The following is a 19,287-nucleotide window of genomic DNA, read 5'->3' as shown; positions in this document are numbered from 1 at the left end:
ATAGGCGGCGGCCAGACAGGCCCGCCGCCACGGGATCAGGACGATCAGGCCGCCGGAGCGCCCTCGCCCGCTTCGCCGCCTTCCCCGGCTTCCGCGGCGCCGCCCTTGACCAGCGCGGACGCCAGCACCGGGTTGGCATCGCCACCATGGGCCAGGTACGTCACGCCCTTGGGCAGCTGAATGTCGGACAGGTGCACCGAAGCGCCGCCGATCAGCTTGCTCAGGTCCACTTCGATGAACTGCGGCAGATCGCCCGGCAGGCAGGCGACTTCCAGTTCGTTCATCACGTGGGTGATGATGGCGCTGCTCAACTTGACGGCCGGCGAGATCTCGGCATTGATGAAGTGCAGCGGCACTTTGGTGTGCAGGATCTTGCTGCTGTCCACACGCTGGAAGTCGACGTGCAGGACTTGCGGCTTGTAGGCGTGCCATTGAACGGCGCGCAGCAGCACCTGTTCGCTCTTGCCGCCCTCGATCTGCATGTCGAGGATGGAGGAGTGGAACTCTTCCTTGCGCAGGGCGTGGTAGATCTCGTTGTGGTCGAGTTCGATGTTCAGGGGCTCGCTGCCCGCGCCGTACACAATGGCGGGGACCCGGCCCGCGCGGCGCAGGCGGCGGCTCGCACTCGAACCCTGAACGCTACGCGCAGTGGCGTTGAATTTCATGGATGACTCCAGACAGAGGGGCGCGCACGCGCCCCGGTAAAAACACGACCGCACCATGCGGACCGTGCGTTCCGCTTCCGCGCCGCGACCAGCGTGAAAGCGAGAAGGAAAAACGCGATTCGGTTCAGTCGGCGAAAAGCGAGCTGACCGATTCCGCGTTGGAAATACGCAATATGGTTTCGCCGAGCAGACCGGCGCAGGACAGTTGGCGGATCTTGCCCACCTGCCGCGCGCGCTCGGACAGCGGGATGGTGTCGGTGACGACCAGTTCGTCCAGCTCCGAGCCTTCGATACGGTCCACCGCCCCGCCCGACAGCACGGGGTGCGTGCAATAGGCATAGACAGCGCCTGCGCCCCGCTCTTTCAGCGCCTGCGCGGCCTTGCACAGCGTGCCGGCAGTGTCCACCATGTCGTCCATGATGATGCAGGTACGGCCATCGACTTCGCCAATGATGTTCATCACTTCCGACACGTTGGCGCGCGGCCGCCGCTTGTCGATGATGGCAAGGTCCGCTTCGAGCTGCTTGGCCAGCGCGCGGGCGCGCACCACGCCGCCGATATCGGGCGACACCACCACCAGGTTCGAGAAATTGCGGCGCCAGATATCGCCCAGCAGGATCGGACCGGCGTAAATGTTGTCCACCGGAATATCGAAGAACCCCTGGATCTGGTCGGCATGCAGGTCCATCGTCAGCACGCGGTCCACGCCCGCGACCTGCAGCATGTTCGCCACGACCTTGGCCGAGATGGCGACGCGCGCCGAACGCGGGCGGCGGTCCTGGCGGGCGTAGCCGAAATACGGAATGGCGGCGGTAATGCGGCCGGCGGACGCCCGGCGCAGCGCATCCACCATGACCATGATTTCCATCAGGTTGTCGTTGGTGGGCGCACAGGTTGGCTGCAGCACGAACACGTCCTTGCCGCGGACGTTTTCGTTGATTTCCACCATGACTTCGCCATCGGAAAAACGACCGACGGTCATCTTGCCCAATGACATGTCCAGATGATTGGCAACGTCGACGGCCAGACGGGTGTTGGCCGTGCCGGTGAAAATCATGAAACTATCTTTTGTCATGATGCAGACGCTATGGTCGTTTCGATCGCAAAACAAAAAAGCTGCTGAACTTGTGCCGAAAAGGAATAGGCGCGTTCAACAGCTTTTTCTAAATCGTTGGGCTGGGGAGGAAGGATTCGAACCTTCGCATGCCGGAATCAAAATCCGGTGCCTTAACCAACTTGGCGACTCCCCAACTAGCTAGCAATCCAGTGCCGCAACGGATGCTCGATCAACCCAGGGCTTGCCTGCACCAACCGGAACCGCACTGGCGGCTCTTGCATTGCCTGCGACGTCTCCGCCATTTTACCGGCGACGCGCATTGTAGCGGCTATTTCGCGCTCCGCCAAAATCGCTGAGGACAAATCCGGAAATTCGGCGAAAAGACAGGCGCCGGACCCGGACATGCGCACATCGATACCAAGACCCTGGTCTGCCAGCCAGCGCGCCGCCCGAAGGACTTCAGGATAACGCTTGAAGACAACCGGCTCGAGGTCGTTTCGGCCAAATGCAGAAAAGGATCGGTCAACCGGATCGCTGCCTGCGCTGGCTTCGAAACGCGACGAAGCAAGAAAGTCCGCTATTGTGATACATGGCGTATCCCTTGTCAAATCGGGATCCGCGAACACGGCCGGCGTCGGCACGGTGGCGTCCGGCTGCGCGATCAGATACGCGCGTTCCGGCAGCGGGACGGCAGTCAAAACTTCGCCCACCCCTTCGGCGAATGCGGGCTGGCCGAAAACGAACACTGGCACGTCGGCGCCCAACGGCAAGGCCAGCCGCATCAGCTCGGCGCGGGACAAACCCGTGTTCCATAAACGGTTCAATGCGATCAGTGTGCTGGCCGCATCGCTTGAGCCGCCGCCCAGCCCGCCACCCATGGGAATGCGTTTTTCCACTCGGATCGATACCCCCTGGCGCACGCCGGCGGCTGCCTGCAAGGCGCGCGCGGCGCGCACCGTCAGGTCGTTTTCCGGCGGCACGCCGGGCAACGGCTCTTCCCGGACGATGGCGCCGTCGGCCCGGGATTCGAAATGCAGCGTATCAGCCAGCCCGATGAAGCGGAAAACCGTTTGCAGCAGGTGATAGCCGTCGGCGCGGCGGCCGACGACGTGAAGAAACAGATTGATTTTGGCGGGAGCCGGAACGTCGTACAGGTTCACGGTTCAGGAGGGATTCACGACCAGGCGCAGCAGAATGCGCCGGTCCGGTTCCTTGCGTTCCAGCACCAGCACCTGGGGCCCCAGCGCGTCGTAGCGGGACAACCGGGCCTGCCAGCCGCCCTGGTCGAAGGATACCGGCCGCCGCTCGGTATCGCGCTCCACGTGGGTGGCGGGCGGCGTCGGCGCCAGGCGCCCGCGCAGCCAATCGCGCAGGCCGGAAACCGGCACGCGGCTGCCGATGGCGTCCTCCACGAGCCCGTCGGGGTCCTGCGCCTGCAGCCGGGTGCCATCGGATTTGTTCAACACGGCCATGCCGGGACGTCCTTCCACCCGCGCCTGCGTGGCGCCCAGCGGATTGGTCAGATCGAGGACATAGCGGCGTCCGTCATCCAGCCAGGAGAAGCCGCCTTGAACCGCGTCCTGCTTGCCATCGTCGGCGGTGACCGTCAGCGCGAACCGGCCGACGCGGGAAAACTCGCCCGCGGCGCCGCTGCCGGCGATCCGGTCCGGCGTGGCACACGCCGCCAGCACCATGCAAAGCGCCGCCGTCATGGCGGCGCGCCAACCGCGAAACATCACAGCGAAACCCCCAGGCGCTTCAAGGCGTCGCGCAGCGTTTTATTGCCGGGGTCCTTGCGCGCGGCGGCGCTGAAAATCGCCCGCGCTTCATCGCGCCGTCCCTGCACCCACAGAACCTCGCCCAGATGGGTGCCGATCTCCGGTTCCGGCCGGCGGGAATACGCGCGCTGCAGATACGTCAGGGCGGCCTCGTTGTCGCCCATGCGGTATTTGACCCAGCCCATGCTATCGAGGATATACGGATCGTCGGGCGACAGGTCCAGCGCCTGCGTAATCAGCTCCAGCGCTTCGCGCAAACGGATATTGTGGTCGGCAAGCGTATAGCCCAGGGCGTTGTACGCGTGCGCATGATCGGGATCGAGCGCGATCACCTGCCTCAACAGGCGTTCCAGGTCGGCGATCTTGTCCTGGCGTTCGTACAGCATCGCCAGTTCGTACTTGATCTCCACGGTGTCCGGCAGCGCCTTGTCCGCACCGGCCAGCAAAGCCACCGCCTGGTCGGTACGGCCCGCGTCGCGCAGGATCTGCGCCTTGGTCAACACGCCCAGGACGCGTTCTTCCTCGTCCTGCGGCTGCGCCTGATCCACCATGTCCAGGGCGGCATCCACCTGGCCCTGCTTCGCGCGCAGCGTCGCCTGGCGCATGCGGGCCTGGAAGCGCATGGCGGGATCGTCGATGCGGCCAAGCTCCGCGATGGCTTCGTTGTAGCGGCCCTGGTCCTCGGCGATGCGCGCCAGCAGGATGTGCGCGTCCGCGGCCGCGGCCGGGGCGTCGGAGGTGCCGGGCACCAGCGCATTCTGCCGCTGGTTCTGCACATCCAGATACTGCTGCAGGAAGCCGCGCGCGTCGTCCAGACGGCCGGCCCGGTAGGCGAGCTGGGCCTGCATGAAAAGCAGGTCGAAGTCCTCCGGCGAGCGGCGCGACATGGCGCGCAGTTCGTTCAGGGCGCCTTCGTAGTCGCCCGTCTCCGACAGTTGGGCGGCCAGCATCAGCCGCAGGCGCCGGGCATCGGGATGGCGGGCGATGAAAGCCCGGGCGTCCGCGGCGGCCTGCTTCGGGTCCACCTTCATGCCATAGTCGAGCACGCGCTGGGCCGCCGCTTCGGATTTCGGGTCGGCCTGCAGGGCCGCGCGGGCTTCCTGCAGCGCACGCTGACGATCGCCTGCGGCATTGGCGACGTCGGCCAGGGCCAAACGCGCGGCCGGCAGCTTGCGGACCGACGGACTAAGCGCCTCATCCAGAATGGACAAGGCCGTTCTGCGGTCGTTGATGCGGCCCAGCACCGCCAGCGTCTGCGCGATCGCGGTGGGCTTATCCTTGGCTTCGTCGATGCGCTTGCGCAGGGCGGGCGCCAGCCCGGCAGTCTGGCCGTTGGCGGCGGCCAGCGCCAGTTCCGTCGCGCTGGCTTCGGTATCGGAAGGAGCCAGGCGCGACCAGACGCGCGCGGCGTCAAGCGCCCCGCGCAGATTGCCGCCCGCCAGATAGAATTCGAGCGCGCGCCGCGCCACGCGCGGATCGTTGACGTCCTTGGCCAGGGCCAGCATCGTGGACGCCGCGGTGCCATACATCCCGCGCTGTGCGGCGATTTCGGACACGAGAATCCGGTACAGGATGCTGGACGTCAATCGCACATAAGGCGGTTTGCCTTCGCGCAACTGAATGACATCCGTTTCCGGTTGAGGGGCGCGCGGCGCACGGGGGGCGATGGCGTCGGCGGTGTGCCTTTCGGCGGCCTGCGCCGGCGTGGCGTGGGCGCCGGCAAGCGCGAGCATCAGGGCCGCGAACCCGTACTTGAATGAAGCCAGCCCCCGGGCTGCGCGCTTCCGTCTGAAGGGGGCGACGCAGGCGGACGCGCCAAGCCGGCTTCGCGGCGTCCCCGTCAGGGCCACGCCAGCTTCATTCGACGCGGGCGGCGCGCTGCGCCATGGATAACTGTTATGCATATGCGACGACTTCACGCGACCCGTCCGGTAAATGGCACAATCTGTACACGCAACTGATCATCTTACACTGGGTAATGCCTGAACTGCCTGAAGTGGAAACCACGCGGCGCGGGATTGCGACCGTCATGACAGGGCGTCCGCTTGTCCAGCTTATCGTAAGAGAACCGAGACTGCGCTGGCCCGTCCCCGCCGACCTGGCGCAGACGCTTTCCGGCCGCACCGTGCTGGAATGCGGGCGGCGCGGAAAGTATCTGCTGCTGCGATTCGACCACGGCACGCAGATCGTGCATCTGGGCATGTCCGGATCGCTGCGCCGGGTGCCGGAAGGCGAACCTCCCCGCCGCCACGATCACGTTGAATGGGTGTTCGATCACGCCACGCTGCGGCTGCACGACCCAAGGCGTTTTGGCGCCGTGCTGTGGCACCCGGCCGATGCCGGCCCGATCGAATCCCACCCGCTCCTTGCGAATCTGGGCATCGAGCCCTTCGATCCGCGGTTTGGCGGCCAATGGCTGCGCGACCGCTTCCAGGGCCGCTCCGCGCCGATCAAGCAGGTTTTGCTGGCCGGCGAGGCAGTCGTGGGCGTCGGAAACATCTACGCGTCCGAAAGCCTGTTCCGCGCCGGCATCCACCCGCGTACACCGGCACGCCGCCTTTCGCTTGCCCGCTGCGAGCGGCTGGCCGCGGCAATCCGGCAAACCCTGGAAGACGCGCTGGCCTCCGGCGGCAGCACCCTGCGCGACTATGTGGGCGCGGGCGGCGAACCCGGCAGCTACTTCACGATCCATGCGGCGGTTTACGAACGCGCGGGACAGCCCTGCCGCGTATGTGCGACGCCGATCCGCCGCATCGTCCAGGGCCAGCGCGCGACCTATTACTGCGTCAAATGCCAACGGGCGTGAACGCGGCGCACCTTCAACGCTCCGCAAACGTATCGACGATCAAGTTCCGCAGCCATTGATTGCCGCCGTCGCGGTGGAAGCGCCGGTGCCAGTAAACGTTGCTCTGCAGCGCGGGGACGCGGACGGGCGGCGCCAGAATGCCCAGGCCGAAGCGCGAGGCCGCGCTTTCGGCCAGCTTGCGGGGCACGGTGGCAAGGAGATTCGTGGCGCTGACGATATAAGGCACCGCCGCGAAGTGCGGCACCGAGAAATGCGCCGCCAGGCTGACCCCGGCCTTTTCCAGCGCCTGATTGATCTGGCCGTACGGCGCCGCATGCGAAACCATCAGATGCCGCTCGGCGCGGAACGCCTTCAGCCCCATGCCTTCATGCGCGGTGGGATGGCCGCGCCGGAATAGCGTGGCATACCCCTGCCGGAACAGCATACGTTGCAGCAGGCCGCCGGCCAGCTCTTGAAAGGCGCCCAACGCCAGGTCCACATGGCCGGCGTCGAGTTCGCGCTGCAGGTCGGCGCCTTGCAGCCGCACGGATTCGACGCGCACGCCCGGCGCATCCCTGGCACAGCGCTCCATCAATTCGGGCATGAAGTGGATTTCGCCGACATCGGTCATCGCCACGCGAAACCGGCGCGTGCTGTGCGCGGGATCGAAGCCGGGCGGCGCCTCCAGCGCATGCGTCAGCAGGCTCAGCGCTTCCGCCACCGAGCCGGACAGATGCTGGGCATAGGGCGTAGGCAGCATGCCTTGCGGCGTCCGCACGAAGAGCGGATCGTTGAAAGCCTCGCGCAAACGGCGCAGCGCATTGCTCGCGGCCGGCTGCGTCACGCCCATGCGACGCGCAACGGCGGAAAGGTTGCGGTCTTCCACCAGATATTGGAAGACGACCAGAAGATTCAGATCCAGGGCGCGCAGGTCGGGCATGGGGGACATTCACGAAATTTATGGCGCATATTTTCTCATTCATCTAGCGCCGCTGCGCGGACCCGGAGACAATCGATGGCGATCGCACAAGCCAGGTTTCGTTTGGCCGCCAGCCCGCGCGTCCGTTGAAACCGGTAGAACGGAGACAGCCATGACATCGACATCCCTGCCCGTGGAGGCCGAGACCCTGCAATACCAGACGGGTTTCGGCAATAGCTTCGCCACCGAAGCCCTGCCCGGCGCCCTGCCCGTGGGCCGCAATTCCCCCGCGCGCTGCCCCTATGGGCTGTACGCCGAACAGCTTTCCGGAACCGCCTTCACCGCGCCACGCGCGGAGAACCGGCGCTCCTGGCTGTACCGCATCCGTCCCGCCGCGCAGCATGCGCGCTACGCGCCCTGCGCGCAGGCCGGCGGCTGGGTCAGCCGGTTCGGCGCGCAGCCCGTCACGCCGAACCGCCTGCGCTGGAATCCCCGGCCGATGCCGGACGCCCCCACCGATTTCATCGATGGCATCGCCACGGTGGGCGGCAACGGCAGTCCCGACGAGCACGGCGGCGTCGGCATACACCTTTACGCCGCCAACGCGTCGATGCGGAGACGTTATTTTTATAACGCCGATGGCGAGCTGCTGATCGTCCCGCAGGCCGGGCGCCTGCGCGTGGACACAGAACTCGGCCGCATGGACGTCGCGCCCCTGGAAATCGCGGTGATCCCGCGCGGCACGCGGTTTCGCGTCGTGTTGCCCGATGGCACGGCGCGCGGCTATCTGCTCGAAAACTTCGGCGCGCCGCTGCGTCCGCCGGAGCGCGGCCCCATCGGGTCCAACAGCCTCGCCAACGCGCGCGACTTCGAAACGCCGGTGGCCTGGTACGAAGACCTGGAAGGCGACTTCGAACTGATGGCGAAGTTTGAAGGCGGATTCTGGCGCACCCGCCTCGACCATTCGCCGTTGGACGTGGTCGCCTGGCATGGCAACCACGCGCCGTACAAGTACGACCTGCGCCGCTTCAATGCGGTGGGTTCGATCACCTACGATCATCCGGACCCGTCGATCTTCACGGTGCTGACGTCGCCATCGGATACGCCGGGCACCGCGAACATGGACTTCGCCATCTTTCCGCCGCGCATCCTGGTCATGGAAAACACGTTCCGGCCGCCCTGGTTCCACCGCAACGTGGCGAGCGAATTCATGGGCTTGATCCAGGGGGTCTACGATGCCAAGGCCGAAGGTTTCGTGCCGGGCGGGGCGAGTTTGCACAATTGCATGAGCGCGCACGGCCCGGACGCCGAAACCTTCGAAAAGGCGTCCAATGCCGATACCTCGAAGCCTCATTACATCCGCGACACGATGGCCTTTATGTTCGAAACGCGGCGCGTGATCCGCCCGACGGAAGCCGCGCTGTCCTGGCCGGAGCTGCAGACCGACTACGACGCATGCTGGAAGGACTTGCGCAAGCATTTCGATCCGACGCGCCCGTAAAGCCGCCAACCCCTGCAATACAGATGGAAACCATGACCGAACTGAACGAAACCCATGACCCCTCGCTGCGCAGCTGGGTGGAAAGCGCCAACGACGAGGCCAACGGCTTTCCGGTGCAGAACCTGCCCTATTGCGTGTTCCGGCGCGCGGGCGCCGGCGACTTCCGCCCCGGCGTCGGCATCGGCGACCGCATCCTGGACCTGGACGCGCTCGCCAAGGCGCAGCCTTTCACCGGCGACGCGGCGCGCGCCCTGGCGGCCTGCCAGGGCCCCGAACTCAACGCCTTGATGGCGCTTGGAACGGCGGCGTGGTCGGCGCTGCGCCTGGCGCTGTCGCGCGCGCTACGGCAAGGCTCGGCGCTGCGCGACACGCTGGAACCCTTGCTGGTCCCGCAGTCCGAAGCCGAGTTTGCGGTCCCGGCCCGTATCGGCGATTACACGGATTTCTATATCTCCGTACACCACGCCACGGCGGTAGGCAGGCAGTTCCGCCCCGACAACCCACTGCTGCCCAATTACAAGTGGGTGCCCATCGGCTATCACGGGCGGGCCTCCAGCATCGGCGTGCAGCAGCATTTCCCGCGGCCCGTGGGCCAGACGCGCCCGTCCCAGGAAGGCGGCGCGCCCGCATTCGGGCCGTGCGCGCGCCTGGACTATGAGCTGGAGCTGGGCGTATTCGTCGGAACGGGCAACCCCCTGGGCCGCCGCATCGCGATGGAAGAGGCGGAATCGCATGTGTTCGGCCTGACGCTGTTGAACGACTGGTCGGCGCGGGATCTGCAGGCCTGGGAATACCAGCCGCTGGGCCCCTTTCTGTCGAAGAACTTCGCCAGCACGATTTCGCCCTGGATCGTCACGCTGGAAGCGCTTGCGCCTTTCCGGCTGCCGTTCCAGCGGGCGGCTGGCGACCCGCAGCCCTTGCCCTATCTGGCTTCGTCCCGCAACACGGCGGCGGGCGCCTTCGACATCCGATTGCAGGTGTCCTTGAGCACCGGCCGCTCACGCGAACAAGGCGCTCCGGCCGCAACGCTGTCGCGCAGCAACTTCCGGCACGCGTACTGGACCGTTGCGCAACTGCTGGCGCACCACACGGTGAACGGCTGCAATCTCCAACCCGGAGACCTGCTCGGCACGGGCACCTTGTCCGGCCCCGACGTATCCGAAGCGGGATCCCTGCTGGAACTGACGCAAGGCGGCAAAGCGCCCCTGTCGCTGCCTTGGGGCGAATCCCGCACCTTCCTGGAGGATGGCGACGAAGTGACGCTTAGCGCCGAATGCGTAAAGCCGAACTATCCGCGCCTGTCTTTCGGCGCATCGGTCGGTCGCGTGCTGCCCGCGCTGACCTGAGCCACCACGCTGACAGCAACCTGATGGTCGTCATACATCGTATGACGACTTGATAGACCCGGCACGCCTGCCCTTGCTATCGTTCCTGCGCCCGGCGCAGGCGTTCGCGGCTGTTGCCCAGATGCGTGCGCATGGCGGCACGGGCGGATTCGGGATCCTGCCTGCGGATAGCCTCGAAAATGTCCTCGTGTTCGCGGTTGACCCGCTCCAGATAAGGTTCGCGTTCTTCGTCGCCCAGCTTGGCGGAATTGATGCGGGTGCGCGGAATGATGGCCGCGCCCAGATGCGACAGCAGGTCGGCGAAATACTTGTTGCCGGTCGCCTGCGAAATCAGCAAATGAAACCGGAAATCGGGGGTGACGGTATCGCCTCCCGGCACCAGCGCGGCGCGGAACTCGTCCAGCGCTTCGCGCATCTGCGCCAGCTGTTCCTCGGTGCGCCGCGCCGCGGCCAGGCCCGCCGCCTCCGTTTCCAGGCAGATGCGCAACTCCAGAATGACCAGTATGTCGCGCACGGTGGCGATGTCCGCCGGGTCCACGCGGAAATCCCCCCCATTGTTCGGCTTGAGCGCATAAGTGCCCACGCCGTGGTGCGTTTCCACCAGACCGGACGCCTGCAGACGCGACAGCGCCTCGCGCACGACCGTACGGCTGACGCCGAACGTGCGCATGATTTCGGATTCTGTCGGCAGCTTGTCGCCGGGCCGGATCTCGCCGGCGCGTATCCGGTTGGACAGGCTTTCGACCAGTTCCTGCGCGAGGCTGCGTGGGCGGCGGCGCGCGGGAAGTTCGGCGGACATGGATGTCGTCGTCATAAGGGATATTCCGGAGCGCCCGCCCCGCTTGACGGGCGTTTGAGGCCCTCATTATACTGGCTCGGCGTTGTACGATGACTTATAAGCAAACCGATTGAACACCCAAACCGGTGCGGTGTAAATAGCGGCGCCGGGCGGGCAGAACGGAGACAAAGTCGTGAGCCTTCCGGGCACCTTTCCCGCACCGCAGCCGCCACGGGTCGGCACGCTCCTGCTCACGGGGGCCGGCGGCAACCTGGGCAAAGTCCTGCGTGAGCGGCTGAAGCCCTATGCCGGGACGCTGCGCCTTTCGGACATCGCGGACCTCGGCCCCGCCCAGCCCGGCGAAGAAATCATGCTGGGCAACCTGGCCGATGCCGACACGGTGGACGCAATGGTGCGCGGCGCCGACGCCATCGTCCACATGGGCGGCGTTTCGGTCGAACGCCCCTTCGACGAGATCCTGCCCGCCAACATCCAGGGCGTCTACAACCTTTACGAAGCCGCGCGCAAGCACGGCGTCAGGCGGATCGTCTTCGCCAGCTCCAACCACGTCATCGGCTTCTACCGGCAGGGACAGGTCATCGACGCCGACGCGCCTGTCCGCCCGGATGGCTATTACGGCATCAGCAAGGCCTTTGGCGAAAACCTGTCGCGCTTCTACTTCGACCGCTACGGCATCGAAACGGTGTGCCTGCGCATCGGCTCGTCCTTTCCCGAAGCGAAAGACCGGCGCATGCTGGTCACGTGGCTCAGCTACGACGACCTGACGCATCTGATCGCGCAGTCGCTTTTCGTGCCCCACGTCGGCCACACCATCGTATACGGCGCCTCGGCCAATCGCGAAAGCTGGTGGGACAACTGGCGGGCGGCGCATCTTGGTTTTCACCCCAAGGATTCTTCGGAGCAGTTCCGGGCCAAGGTCGAATCGCGGCCGCCGCTGCCTGCCGACGATCCGGAGGCACGCTACCAGGGCGGCGCCTTCACCAAGGCCGGGCCCTTCTGACCGGCGCGCACTGGGAAGGTTCTCCCCGCCGGCGAGGCAATCGATTTTTTCGTACCCGCAAGCGACAGAAGCCTGACGGACAGGCTCGCCGCGCCTCCGCGCCACAAGCACGGCGGACGGCAACACTACGGAGGTAGACAAATGATGCTGCACAAGACGCTGCAAGACACCGTCCACGATGTCGCCGGCGGCCGCCCCCGCGGCCGCCAGAGCCCTTCCGCTTCCCCACGCGGGAAGAGCGTCGCGAGAGCCGCCGTCAGCGCGTGCCTGGCCTTGGCCGCGATGGGCGCCCTGCCCCTGTCCGCCCAGGCCGCGGAATTCCGCTCCGCGGATATCCACCCGGACGACTACCCCACCGTGCAGGCCGTGCGCTACATGGCCGATCTGGTCAAGCAGCGCTCCAACGGCAAAATGACCATTACGGTCTTCTCCGGATCCAAGCTTGGGTCGGAGAACGACTCCATCGAGCAGGTGAAGCTGGGCGCGCTGACGATGGCGCGCGTGAGCAGCGCGGCCATGCACAACATCTGCCAGAACACGCGGGTGCCTTCGCTGCCCTTCCTGTTCCGCTCCACCGACCATCTGCACAAGGTGCTGGACAGCGACATCGGCGAGCAACTGCTGAAGTCCTGCGAGAAAGCCGGCTTCGTCGGCCTGGCGTGGTACGACAGCGGCTCGCGCTCGATGTACACCCGCAACAAACCCATCAAGACGCTGGCCGACGCCAAGGGCCTGAAGATCCGGGTGCAGCAGTCCGACCTGTCCGTCGCCATGGTGGAAGCAATGGGTGCGAACGCCACGCCGATGTCCATGGGCGAGGTCTACACATCGTTGAAGACGGGCCTGGTGGACGCGGCGGAGAACAACTTCCCCAGCTACGAAAGCGCCCATCACTACGAAGTCGCGAAGTACTTTTCCCTGACCGAGCACACCATGACGCCGGAGATCCTGATCTTCTCCAAGCGCCAGTGGGACAAGCTGTCGCCGCAGGACCAGAAAATCCTGCGCGACGCGGCGAAGGAATCGGTGCCTTACATGCGCAAGCTGTGGGCGGAACGCGAGGATAAGTCCCGGCAGGTCGTCGAAAAGGGCGGCGCGCAGATCGTGCAGGTCGACAAGGCCTCGTTCCAGCAGGCCATGGCTCCGGTGTACGCGAAGTTCGTGACCACGCCGGAGATGAAAGAGCTGGTGCAGCGCATCCAGACAATGGAGTGACACCATGCTGGCGAGCTCGCAGGAACAAACTGTCCCGGCGGCTCGCCGGGACGGCGCCTCGCGCGTGCTGGACGCCTACACCCATGGGTGCAGGTGGATCGCCCGGGCCTGCATGTGGATCAGCGTGGCCGGCCTGGCGTGCCTGATCGCGGCGGTGGGTTTCCAGATCTTCGGACGCCATGTGCTGAACCGCACGCCTACGTGGGCCGAAAGCATCGCGATGCTTTTGGTGCTGTACGTGACCATGCTGGGCGCCGCGGTCGGCGTGCGTGACGCGGGGCACATCGGCTTCGAGTCGCTGCTGGAACTTCTTCCGGACGGCGCGAAGCGGCGCATGCAGATCCTGATTCATGCGCTGGTCTTCCTCTTCGGGGTGATGATGGCGTGGAACTGCGCCATTCTGGCCGAGTCTGTCTCCGACTACCTGATTCCCAACCTGGGCATTTCGGAAGGCTGGAAATACATACCCGCAACTTTGTCAGGCGGCCTGATCGCGCTGTTCTCAATAGAGCACATCGTGGCGCTGCTGCGTCGTCAGGAGGTCGTACCAGCATGGCGCTGACACTGCTTTCCGTTACCTTCCTCGGCTTTCTGGTCATCGGCGTGCCGGTCGCGTTCGCCATCGGTCTGGCGTCCATTTCCGCGATCCTTTACGAGGACCTGCCGATCGCGGTCGCGTTCCAGCAGATGACCTCTGGGATGAACGCCTTTTCCTTCCTGGCCATTCCCTTCTTCATTTTCACCGGCGAACTGATGCTGTACGGCGGCATCGCCGACCGTATCGTCAACTTCGCCCGTGCGCTGGTGGGACATGTGCGCGGAGGGCTGGGCATGTCGAACGTCGTCGCCTGCACGCTGTTCGGCGGGGTTTCCGGGTCGCCGGTGGCCGATGTATCGGCCATGGGCTCCGTCATGATCCCGATGATGAAGCGGGAGGGCTATCACGCCGACTACGCCGTCAACGTGACGACGCATGCCGCGCTGGTCGGCGCGCTGATGCCGACCAGCCACAACATCATCATCTACACGCTGGCCGCAGGCGGCAAAGTGTCCATCGCCGCGCTGATCGCCGCCGGACTGCTGCCGGCCCTGATCCTGACCATCTGCAATCTTGCGGCGGCCTACTTCGTCGCGCGCCATCGCGGCTACACCGCCGGCACCTTCCCCGGATGGGGCATCGTCCTGCGCTCGCTTGCGGCGGCCCTCCCCGGACTGTTCGTCGTGGTGGTCATCATCGCCGGCATACTTAGCGGCGTCTTCACGGCCACCGAATCGGCGGCCGTGGCGGTGATCTATGCCCTCGCGCTGACGGTGCTGGTGTATCGCAGCCTGACCTGGCAGCAGTTCGTCAGGGCGGCGGCCAAGGCCGTGAAGACGACGGGCGTGGTACTGCTGCTGATCGGCATCTCGGCCACCTTCGGCTACCTGATCAGCTTCTACGGCGTGGCGGAGAAAACCGGCGAGCTGCTGGCTTCGATCTCCACCAGCCCATGGGCCATCTTTTTGATGGTCAACATCGTGCTGTTCCTGCTCGGGACCTTCCTCGACATGGCGGCCACGATCCTGATCTGCACGCCCATCTTCCTGCCGATCTGCATGCAGTACGGCATGGGACCGGTCCAGTTCGGCATGGTCATGCTGCTGAATTGCGCGCTGGGACTGAACACCCCTCCGGTCGGCACCACGCAGTTCGTCGGCTGCGCCATCGGCGAGGTCTCCGTGGGCACGGTCATGCGGACCATCTGGCCTTTTTACGGCGCCCTGCTGGCCGCGCTGGCGCTGGTCACCTACGTGCCCGCGTTCTCGCTATGGCTGCCGCGCGTCCTGCTCGGCGCCGGTTGACCATGCGCCGTCCGGCCCGCCCTGCCCGGCGGGCGCGGCCCGGACGATGGGCAAATAGAACAGGATGCTGGCCAGCCCCCACATGACGCAGGCCGCCCATAGCGTCTGACTGAAAAAGTGCGCGCCCTGCACGATGCGCACCAGCGAGAACAGCAGTCCCGCCGCAATCCCGGCCGCCAGCCCGGCCCACCGCCACGTCCTGCTCCCCAGCGCCCAGCCCGCGAAATACAGCGCCAACATGGCATAGCCGGCGCCCGCGTGATTGCTGGGCAGGGCGCCGCCGGCCTCCTTGCGGTTGACCGCCCAGAAGTGCTGCGGGTAATGGGCATAGCCGCCGAACACGTCCAGGTTGTAGGGGCGCGGCAAGGCCGTGTAATGCTTGAGCTGCGAAATGACGACCTGGCCCAGCGCGCAGGTCAGCACGATGGCCCACAGGGCTCCCCGCCATGGGCGCAGCACGTGGAACCAATGACTGGCGACGGCGGCGGCCAGGGCGCCCACCGCCAAGCCCACGGGCAGGACCAGCACGATGCGGTGCGCGATCAGCTCGAGCAGACGCGAGTCGCGCCAGGGGAAGGCGTTCGCCTGCCCGTCGAAGAACATCCGCGCGATCGCCATGTCCAGACCGGACAGGCGCGAGGCCTCCGCGAGCAGCGCCAACAGCAGCGTGACGCCCAGGACGTGGGTCAGCAGGTAGGTATCGGAGCGGACTGCGGTTCTTTGGCGTGCGGAGACGGCGGTATGCATGAGGCGGCCAGGGCGTGAAACCCTGGAACCGTACCCGCCCGCTCATCGAGAAATCGTCAAATGGCCGCGGCCGCCGGCTGGCCGTCGGCCGCATCGTCCGCCGCCGCGCCGCTGAAACGCAGCGTGAAGGTGGTGCCGTGCTCGGGCCCATCCACCTGGGAAGCGACGTCCAGGCTCCATCCCTGCATGTCGCAGACCCGTTTGGCGATGGCCAGGCCCAGGCCCCGCTCCAGCGCCTGCGCTGCCTGTGCCGCATCCGCGTCCTGTCTGACGTCCCGGCGCCGCACGCTGTAATAGCGTTCGAAGACGAATGGCAGGTCTTCCGGCCGTATGCCCTTGCCGTTGTCGCGCAGCTCCAGACCGTCCTCGACGGCCCGTACACTCAGGACAGCCGGCGCCGCATGTTCGATGGCATTGCGGATGAGGTTGCGCAGGACGGTCTGCACGGCATAGCGGTCAAGATCGCGCACCATGCCGCGAGGCACCTGGTGGACCAGGCGCAGGTCGGCCTGCTCCGCATACGCCTCCAGGCCTTGCCACGCGCCGTCCAGGCATTCCGCCAGATCCACCGGTTCCGGCTTGCGGCGCTCGTCGCGGGCCATGGCGCGGGCGCTTTCCAGGGCGCCGGCGACGCTGTCGACGTTCTTCACGATGCGGGTCAAGCGGGTCTGCTGGTCGGGGCTCAGCCCGTCCGACATCAGCATCAACTCGCCATCGCTGCGGATGGCGGCCAGCGGCGTGCGCACTTCGTGGCTTAGGTTGGCCGCGAATTCGCGCTCACGCGCCAGCGACCGGTCCACCTGATTCTGCACCCGGTTGAATGCCTCGATCAGCCGTCCTGCCTCGTCGTCGCGTTCGACGGCCAGGTCGGGGGACCCCGGCGCCCACGTCGTCAGGCGATCGGTCAGCGCCAACATCGGCCCCACCGCCAGATACGCCACCTTGCGGGCGACGCCATAGGCGACCACGATGCAGATCACGCCCAATCCGAGCACGATAAGGCCGAAGTCGAACACACGGTCTTCGTTGTCCGTCGCGTCGTACATCACGTACAACCGTTTGCCGGCGGGAAGGTCCGCGACCAGTATGTGCCAGGTGTCGGTGCCCGGCTCGACCAGATGCAGGCCGTCGTTCAGATCGCGGATTTCCGAAGGCATATCCGGATTGGGCGCCCCTGGCGCTTCCATCCACGCCCGCATCGCGCCGCCCAGTTCGTGCGTGCCGCGCGACGGCAGCGCCTCTTCCCCGCTCTCGACGCGCCGGATCAGGCGATTGGTTTCAGTGGTCAGAATATCGTTGACCAGGTCGTCTTCCATCTGGTCGAAGGTCAGATAGGCCAGGACGACCAGCAACGAAACGAAGATGGAAACCGTGCCGGTCAGGGCCCAGACGACCCGCTGGGTCAGCGTACCGCCGCCGGCCCTCATGACGCTGCGCCGTCGACATCGGCGACCAACCGCCAGCCGGTGCCATGCACGGTTTCGATGCCGTCGAAGCCGGCATCGGACAGCGCCTTGCGCAACAGGTGCACCTGGCTGCGCAGGGCGTCGGAGGAAGGCGGCTCGTTTCCCCAGAGCAGGCTTTCCAGCTCAGAGCGCGGCACCACGCGGCCGGGATCGCGCAACAGGGCGTCGATGATGACGCAGGACTTGCGCGGCAGATGCACCGGCTTGCCGTTCACGGACACCATGCGCGTGCGGCTGTCGTAGCTGAGCGGCCCCCAGCGGCGCACCGGGTTGCCCACCGTGCCGCTGGCCCGATGGATCAGCGCATGCAGGCGCGCTTCGACCTCGGCAAGCGCGAACGGCTTGGTCAGGTAATCGTCGGCGCCGTGCGAGAACCCGGCGAGCTTGTCTTCCAGTTCGTCGCGCGCGGTCAGCACCAGCACGGGAACCGGCAGCATATGCTCCGTGCGCAGCGCCCGCAGCACGCCATAGCCGTCCATGCCCGGCAGGCCGACGTCGAGCACCACCGCATCGAAATGCTGGGACGTGAGCATCGCCAGCGCCGCCCGGCCGTCATAGGCGGCGTCCGGCACGAAGCCGCGCGTTTCCAGGAAGCTGTAGAGGTTGCCCGCGATCGTGGCGTCGTCCTCCACGATCAAAACGCGGTAATGCCCGGCGGGCGGCGTCGTGGGACTCATGATCGGCTCAAACCCGAACCACCTTGCCGGGGTTCATGATGCCGGCGGGATCCAGCGCCTGCTTCAACCGCCGCATCAGCGCCAGCTCGACCGGGTCCTTGTAGCGCGGCAGCTCGTCCACCTTCAGTTGTCCCACGCCGTGCTCGGCGCTGATCGACCCGCCATGCGCGTGCACGCTGTCGTGCACCACCTGATAGACCTGCGGCTGCAGCGCAAGCAGCGCCGTTTCGTCCTGATCCGGGGCGCGCGTGACGTTGTAATGCAGATTGCCGTCTCCCAGATGGCCGAAGATCACATGGCCGACACCGGGGAAGCGGGCCTGGAGCAGGCCGTTGGTCGTGCGTACGAAATCCGCGATGCGCGAAATGGGAACGGAAACGTCGTGCTTGATGGATTTGCCCAGCTCCGCTTCCGCCAGTGGGATGCTTTCGCGCAAATGCCACAGGGCGCGGCTTTGCGCGACGTTTTCCGCGATGGCGGCGTCCGAGGCCAGGCCGGCTTCGATGGCCTCGCCCAGCACGGCCTCGAAGCGCTCGCGCGCATGGCTTTCGCTTTCGCTGTCGGACAGCTCCAGCAGCGCGAACCAGGGCGACTGCGCCGCCTCGCCGCTGAACGGCAGCCGCTGTTGCGGGAACAGCCGCACCACCGCCTGCAGGCAGTTGCCAGCCATCAGTTCGAAGCCGGTGAGCGCCGCGCCGAAGCCGTTGCGCGCCCGCCCCAGCAGCTGGACCCCCGCCTCCACGCTGGGCACGGCCAGCAAGGCCGTGCAGCGCGCCACCGGCAGCGGGAAGAGCTTCAAGGTCGCCGCGGTGATGACGCCCAGGGTGCCTTCGCTGCCGATGTAAAGGTCGCGCAGGTCATAACCGGTGTTGTCCTTGCGCAGCCCCCGCAGCCCATGCCAGATCTCGCCGTCCGCCGTGACGACTTCCAGGCCCAGCGTCAGGTCGCGCGTATTGCCGTACCGCAGCACCTGCGTGCCGCCGGCGTTGGTCGCCAGGTTGCCGCCGATGGTGCAGCTGCCTTCGGCGGCAAGGCTCAGCGGAAAAAGACGGCCCGCTGCTTCGGCGGCCTGCTGCACCGCCTGCAGCACGCATCCGGCTTCCACGGTGATGGTGTCGTTGTCGTTGTCGATGGCGCGCACCCGGTTGAGCCGCGCCAGGGACAGCACCAGCGCCTTGCCGTCGTCAAAGGGGGTGGCGCCGCCGCACAGGCCGGTATTGCCCCCCTGGGGCACCACCGGCACGCCGTGCCGGGCGCACAGGCGGATGACGGCAGCGACGCTGTCCGTGGAGTCCGGCCGCGCCACGGCCAGCGCGCGGCCGCGGTAGCGCTTGCGCCAGTCAACGACATACGGGTCGGCGTCGTCGCCGGTCAGCACATTCCCGGCGCCAAGCAGGGCTTGAAGTTCGGCTAGAAAAGTCATCGGCACGGTGCGGGCGTGGATCCCGCGCAAGGAAGAAAGGCCTATTGTAGGGCGGCAACACGCCGTC

18 protein-coding genes and 1 tRNA gene are annotated in these 19,287 nt (G+C 66.4%); 7 read left to right on the top strand and 12 right to left on the bottom strand.

What is annotated here, in order from left to right:
• Nucleotides 1–44: 44 nt before the first annotated feature.
• The 6 genes from CAL13_RS02565 to CAL13_RS02540 all read right to left on the bottom strand — a co-directional run bounded on the left by CAL13_RS02565 (nt 45) and on the right by CAL13_RS02540 (nt 5,233).
• Nucleotides 45–665 carry a 50S ribosomal protein L25/general stress protein Ctc gene (locus CAL13_RS02565; protein ID WP_086055994.1) on the bottom strand — a complete coding sequence of 207 codons (621 nt, stop codon included), beginning with the start codon at nt 663–665 and terminating at the stop codon, nt 45–47.
• 124 nt (nt 666–789) lie between these two features.
• A complete protein-coding gene (locus CAL13_RS02560) occupies nt 790–1,740 on the bottom strand; it encodes a ribose-phosphate pyrophosphokinase (protein ID WP_198297712.1) in 951 nt (316 codons plus the stop codon).
• Between the two features lie 101 nt (nt 1,741–1,841).
• A tRNA-Gln gene (locus tag CAL13_RS02555) sits at nt 1,842–1,915 on the bottom strand.
• A gap of 1 nt (nt 1,916) precedes the next feature.
• On the bottom strand, nt 1,917–2,882 hold the full coding sequence (gene ispE / locus CAL13_RS02550; protein WP_086071416.1) for a 4-(cytidine 5'-diphospho)-2-C-methyl-D-erythritol kinase: 966 nt from the start codon (nt 2,880–2,882) through the stop codon (nt 1,917–1,919).
• Between the two features lie 3 nt (nt 2,883–2,885).
• Nucleotides 2,886–3,434, bottom strand: a complete 549-nt coding sequence (gene lolB, locus CAL13_RS02545) for a lipoprotein insertase outer membrane protein LolB (RefSeq protein ID WP_232462487.1) — start codon at nt 3,432–3,434, stop codon at nt 2,886–2,888.
• Nucleotides 3,435–3,457: 23 nt separating this feature from the next.
• On the bottom strand, nt 3,458–5,233 hold the full coding sequence (locus CAL13_RS02540; protein ID WP_232462486.1) for a tetratricopeptide repeat protein: 1,776 nt from the start codon (nt 5,231–5,233) through the stop codon (nt 3,458–3,460).
• A gap of 245 nt (nt 5,234–5,478) precedes the next feature.
• On the opposite strand from CAL13_RS02540, the gene mutM reads away from it, so the two are divergent.
• A complete protein-coding gene (gene mutM, locus CAL13_RS02535) occupies nt 5,479–6,306 on the top strand; it encodes a bifunctional DNA-formamidopyrimidine glycosylase/DNA-(apurinic or apyrimidinic site) lyase (protein ID WP_086055989.1) in 828 nt (275 codons plus the stop codon).
• Nucleotides 6,307–6,319: 13 nt separating this feature from the next.
• Here the strand turns inward: mutM and CAL13_RS02530 are convergent, their stop codons facing one another.
• Nucleotides 6,320–7,225 (bottom strand): LysR family transcriptional regulator, encoded by a 906-nt coding sequence (locus tag CAL13_RS02530; RefSeq protein WP_086059180.1) that lies wholly within the window; start codon nt 7,223–7,225, stop codon nt 6,320–6,322.
• A 151-nt stretch (nt 7,226–7,376) separates the two neighbouring features.
• On the opposite strand from CAL13_RS02530, the gene hmgA reads away from it, so the two are divergent.
• The gene (hmgA, locus tag CAL13_RS02525) at nt 7,377–8,705 is read left to right on the top strand and encodes a homogentisate 1,2-dioxygenase (RefSeq protein WP_086071414.1); all 1,329 of its coding nucleotides are present in this window, start codon (nt 7,377–7,379) and stop codon (nt 8,703–8,705) included.
• 32 nt (nt 8,706–8,737) lie between these two features.
• Complete coding sequence (gene fahA, locus CAL13_RS02520; protein ID WP_086073479.1) at nt 8,738–10,051, top strand: fumarylacetoacetase; 1,314 nt, start codon at nt 8,738–8,740, stop codon at nt 10,049–10,051.
• Between the two features lie 76 nt (nt 10,052–10,127).
• Here the strand turns inward: fahA and CAL13_RS02515 are convergent, their stop codons facing one another.
• Nucleotides 10,128–10,865 carry a FadR/GntR family transcriptional regulator gene (locus CAL13_RS02515; protein ID WP_232467747.1) on the bottom strand — a complete coding sequence of 246 codons (738 nt, stop codon included), beginning with the start codon at nt 10,863–10,865 and terminating at the stop codon, nt 10,128–10,130.
• Nucleotides 10,866–11,022: 157 nt separating this feature from the next.
• Between CAL13_RS02515 and CAL13_RS02510 the strand changes: the two genes are divergently transcribed.
• The 4 genes from CAL13_RS02510 (at nt 11,023) to CAL13_RS02495 (ending at nt 14,907) form a co-directional block, all read left to right on the top strand.
• Nucleotides 11,023–11,850, top strand: a complete 828-nt coding sequence (locus tag CAL13_RS02510) for an NAD-dependent epimerase/dehydratase family protein (protein WP_086071413.1) — start codon at nt 11,023–11,025, stop codon at nt 11,848–11,850.
• Between the two features lie 282 nt (nt 11,851–12,132).
• Entirely contained in the window at nt 12,133–13,065 is a 933-nt protein-coding gene (locus CAL13_RS02505; protein WP_086073478.1) for a TRAP transporter substrate-binding protein, read from the top strand.
• A gap of 4 nt (nt 13,066–13,069) precedes the next feature.
• The gene (locus tag CAL13_RS02500) at nt 13,070–13,627 is read left to right on the top strand and encodes a TRAP transporter small permease (protein ID WP_420042409.1); all 558 of its coding nucleotides are present in this window, start codon (nt 13,070–13,072) and stop codon (nt 13,625–13,627) included.
• Nucleotides 13,618–14,907 carry a TRAP transporter large permease gene (locus CAL13_RS02495; protein ID WP_086055986.1) on the top strand — a complete coding sequence of 430 codons (1,290 nt, stop codon included), beginning with the start codon at nt 13,618–13,620 and terminating at the stop codon, nt 14,905–14,907. Before CAL13_RS02500 ends, CAL13_RS02495 begins: the two co-directional genes overlap by 10 nt.
• Here CAL13_RS02495 and CAL13_RS02490 read toward each other — a convergent pair.
• The 4 genes from CAL13_RS02490 to CAL13_RS02475 are packed head-to-tail and all read right to left on the bottom strand — an operon-like array spanning nt 14,872 to nt 19,220.
• Entirely contained in the window at nt 14,872–15,654 is a 783-nt protein-coding gene (locus CAL13_RS02490; RefSeq protein ID WP_086071412.1) for a phosphatase PAP2 family protein, read from the bottom strand. The two genes, CAL13_RS02495 and CAL13_RS02490, sit on opposite strands and share 36 nt — an antisense overlap.
• A gap of 56 nt (nt 15,655–15,710) precedes the next feature.
• Nucleotides 15,711–17,081, bottom strand: a complete 1,371-nt coding sequence (locus CAL13_RS02485; RefSeq protein WP_086055984.1) for a sensor histidine kinase — start codon at nt 17,079–17,081, stop codon at nt 15,711–15,713.
• Entirely contained in the window at nt 17,078–17,797 is a 720-nt protein-coding gene (locus tag CAL13_RS02480) for a response regulator transcription factor (RefSeq protein WP_086071411.1), read from the bottom strand. The genes CAL13_RS02485 and CAL13_RS02480 overlap by 4 nt, the downstream gene beginning before the upstream one ends.
• Nucleotides 17,798–17,804: 7 nt before the next feature.
• Nucleotides 17,805–19,220: an FAD-binding oxidoreductase gene (locus CAL13_RS02475; RefSeq protein WP_086073477.1), complete on the bottom strand. Its 1,416-nt coding sequence runs from the start codon at nt 19,218–19,220 to the stop codon at nt 17,805–17,807.
• Nucleotides 19,221–19,287 lie beyond the last annotated feature (67 nt).

The organism is Bordetella genomosp. 9 (assembly GCF_002119725.1).
Classification (GTDB): domain Bacteria; phylum Pseudomonadota; class Gammaproteobacteria; order Burkholderiales; family Burkholderiaceae_B; genus Bordetella_C.
This window is presented reverse-complemented; position numbering and strand designations above follow the sequence as displayed.

Coding starts and splice junctions, on each gene's coding strand:
- CAL13_RS02565 (WP_086055994.1), bottom strand. CDS start 665: ATGAAATTCAACGCCACTGCGCGTAGCGTTCAGGGTTCGAGTGCGAGC.
- CAL13_RS02560 (WP_198297712.1), bottom strand. CDS start 1,740: ATGACAAAAGATAGTTTCATGATTTTCACCGGCACGGCCAACACCCGT.
- lolB (WP_232462487.1), bottom strand. CDS start 3,434: ATGACGGCGGCGCTTTGCATGGTGCTGGCGGCGTGTGCCACGCCGGAC.
- CAL13_RS02540 (WP_232462486.1), bottom strand. CDS start 5,233: ATGCTCGCGCTTGCCGGCGCCCACGCCACGCCGGCGCAGGCCGCCGAA.
- mutM (WP_086055989.1), top strand. CDS start 5,479: ATGCCTGAACTGCCTGAAGTGGAAACCACGCGGCGCGGGATTGCGACC.
- CAL13_RS02530 (WP_086059180.1), bottom strand. CDS start 7,225: ATGCCCGACCTGCGCGCCCTGGATCTGAATCTTCTGGTCGTCTTCCAA.
- hmgA (WP_086071414.1), top strand. CDS start 7,377: ATGACATCGACATCCCTGCCCGTGGAGGCCGAGACCCTGCAATACCAG.
- fahA (WP_086073479.1), top strand. CDS start 8,738: ATGACCGAACTGAACGAAACCCATGACCCCTCGCTGCGCAGCTGGGTG.
- CAL13_RS02515 (WP_232467747.1), bottom strand. CDS start 10,865: ATGACGACGACATCCATGTCCGCCGAACTTCCCGCGCGCCGCCGCCCA.
- CAL13_RS02505 (WP_086073478.1), top strand. CDS start 12,133: ATGGGCGCCCTGCCCCTGTCCGCCCAGGCCGCGGAATTCCGCTCCGCG.
- CAL13_RS02500 (WP_420042409.1), top strand. CDS start 13,070: ATGCTGGCGAGCTCGCAGGAACAAACTGTCCCGGCGGCTCGCCGGGAC.
- CAL13_RS02495 (WP_086055986.1), top strand. CDS start 13,618: ATGGCGCTGACACTGCTTTCCGTTACCTTCCTCGGCTTTCTGGTCATC.
- CAL13_RS02490 (WP_086071412.1), bottom strand. CDS start 15,654: ATGCATACCGCCGTCTCCGCACGCCAAAGAACCGCAGTCCGCTCCGAT.
- CAL13_RS02485 (WP_086055984.1), bottom strand. CDS start 17,081: ATGAGGGCCGGCGGCGGTACGCTGACCCAGCGGGTCGTCTGGGCCCTG.
- CAL13_RS02480 (WP_086071411.1), bottom strand. CDS start 17,797: ATGAGTCCCACGACGCCGCCCGCCGGGCATTACCGCGTTTTGATCGTG.
- CAL13_RS02475 (WP_086073477.1), bottom strand. CDS start 19,220: ATGACTTTTCTAGCCGAACTTCAAGCCCTGCTTGGCGCCGGGAATGTG.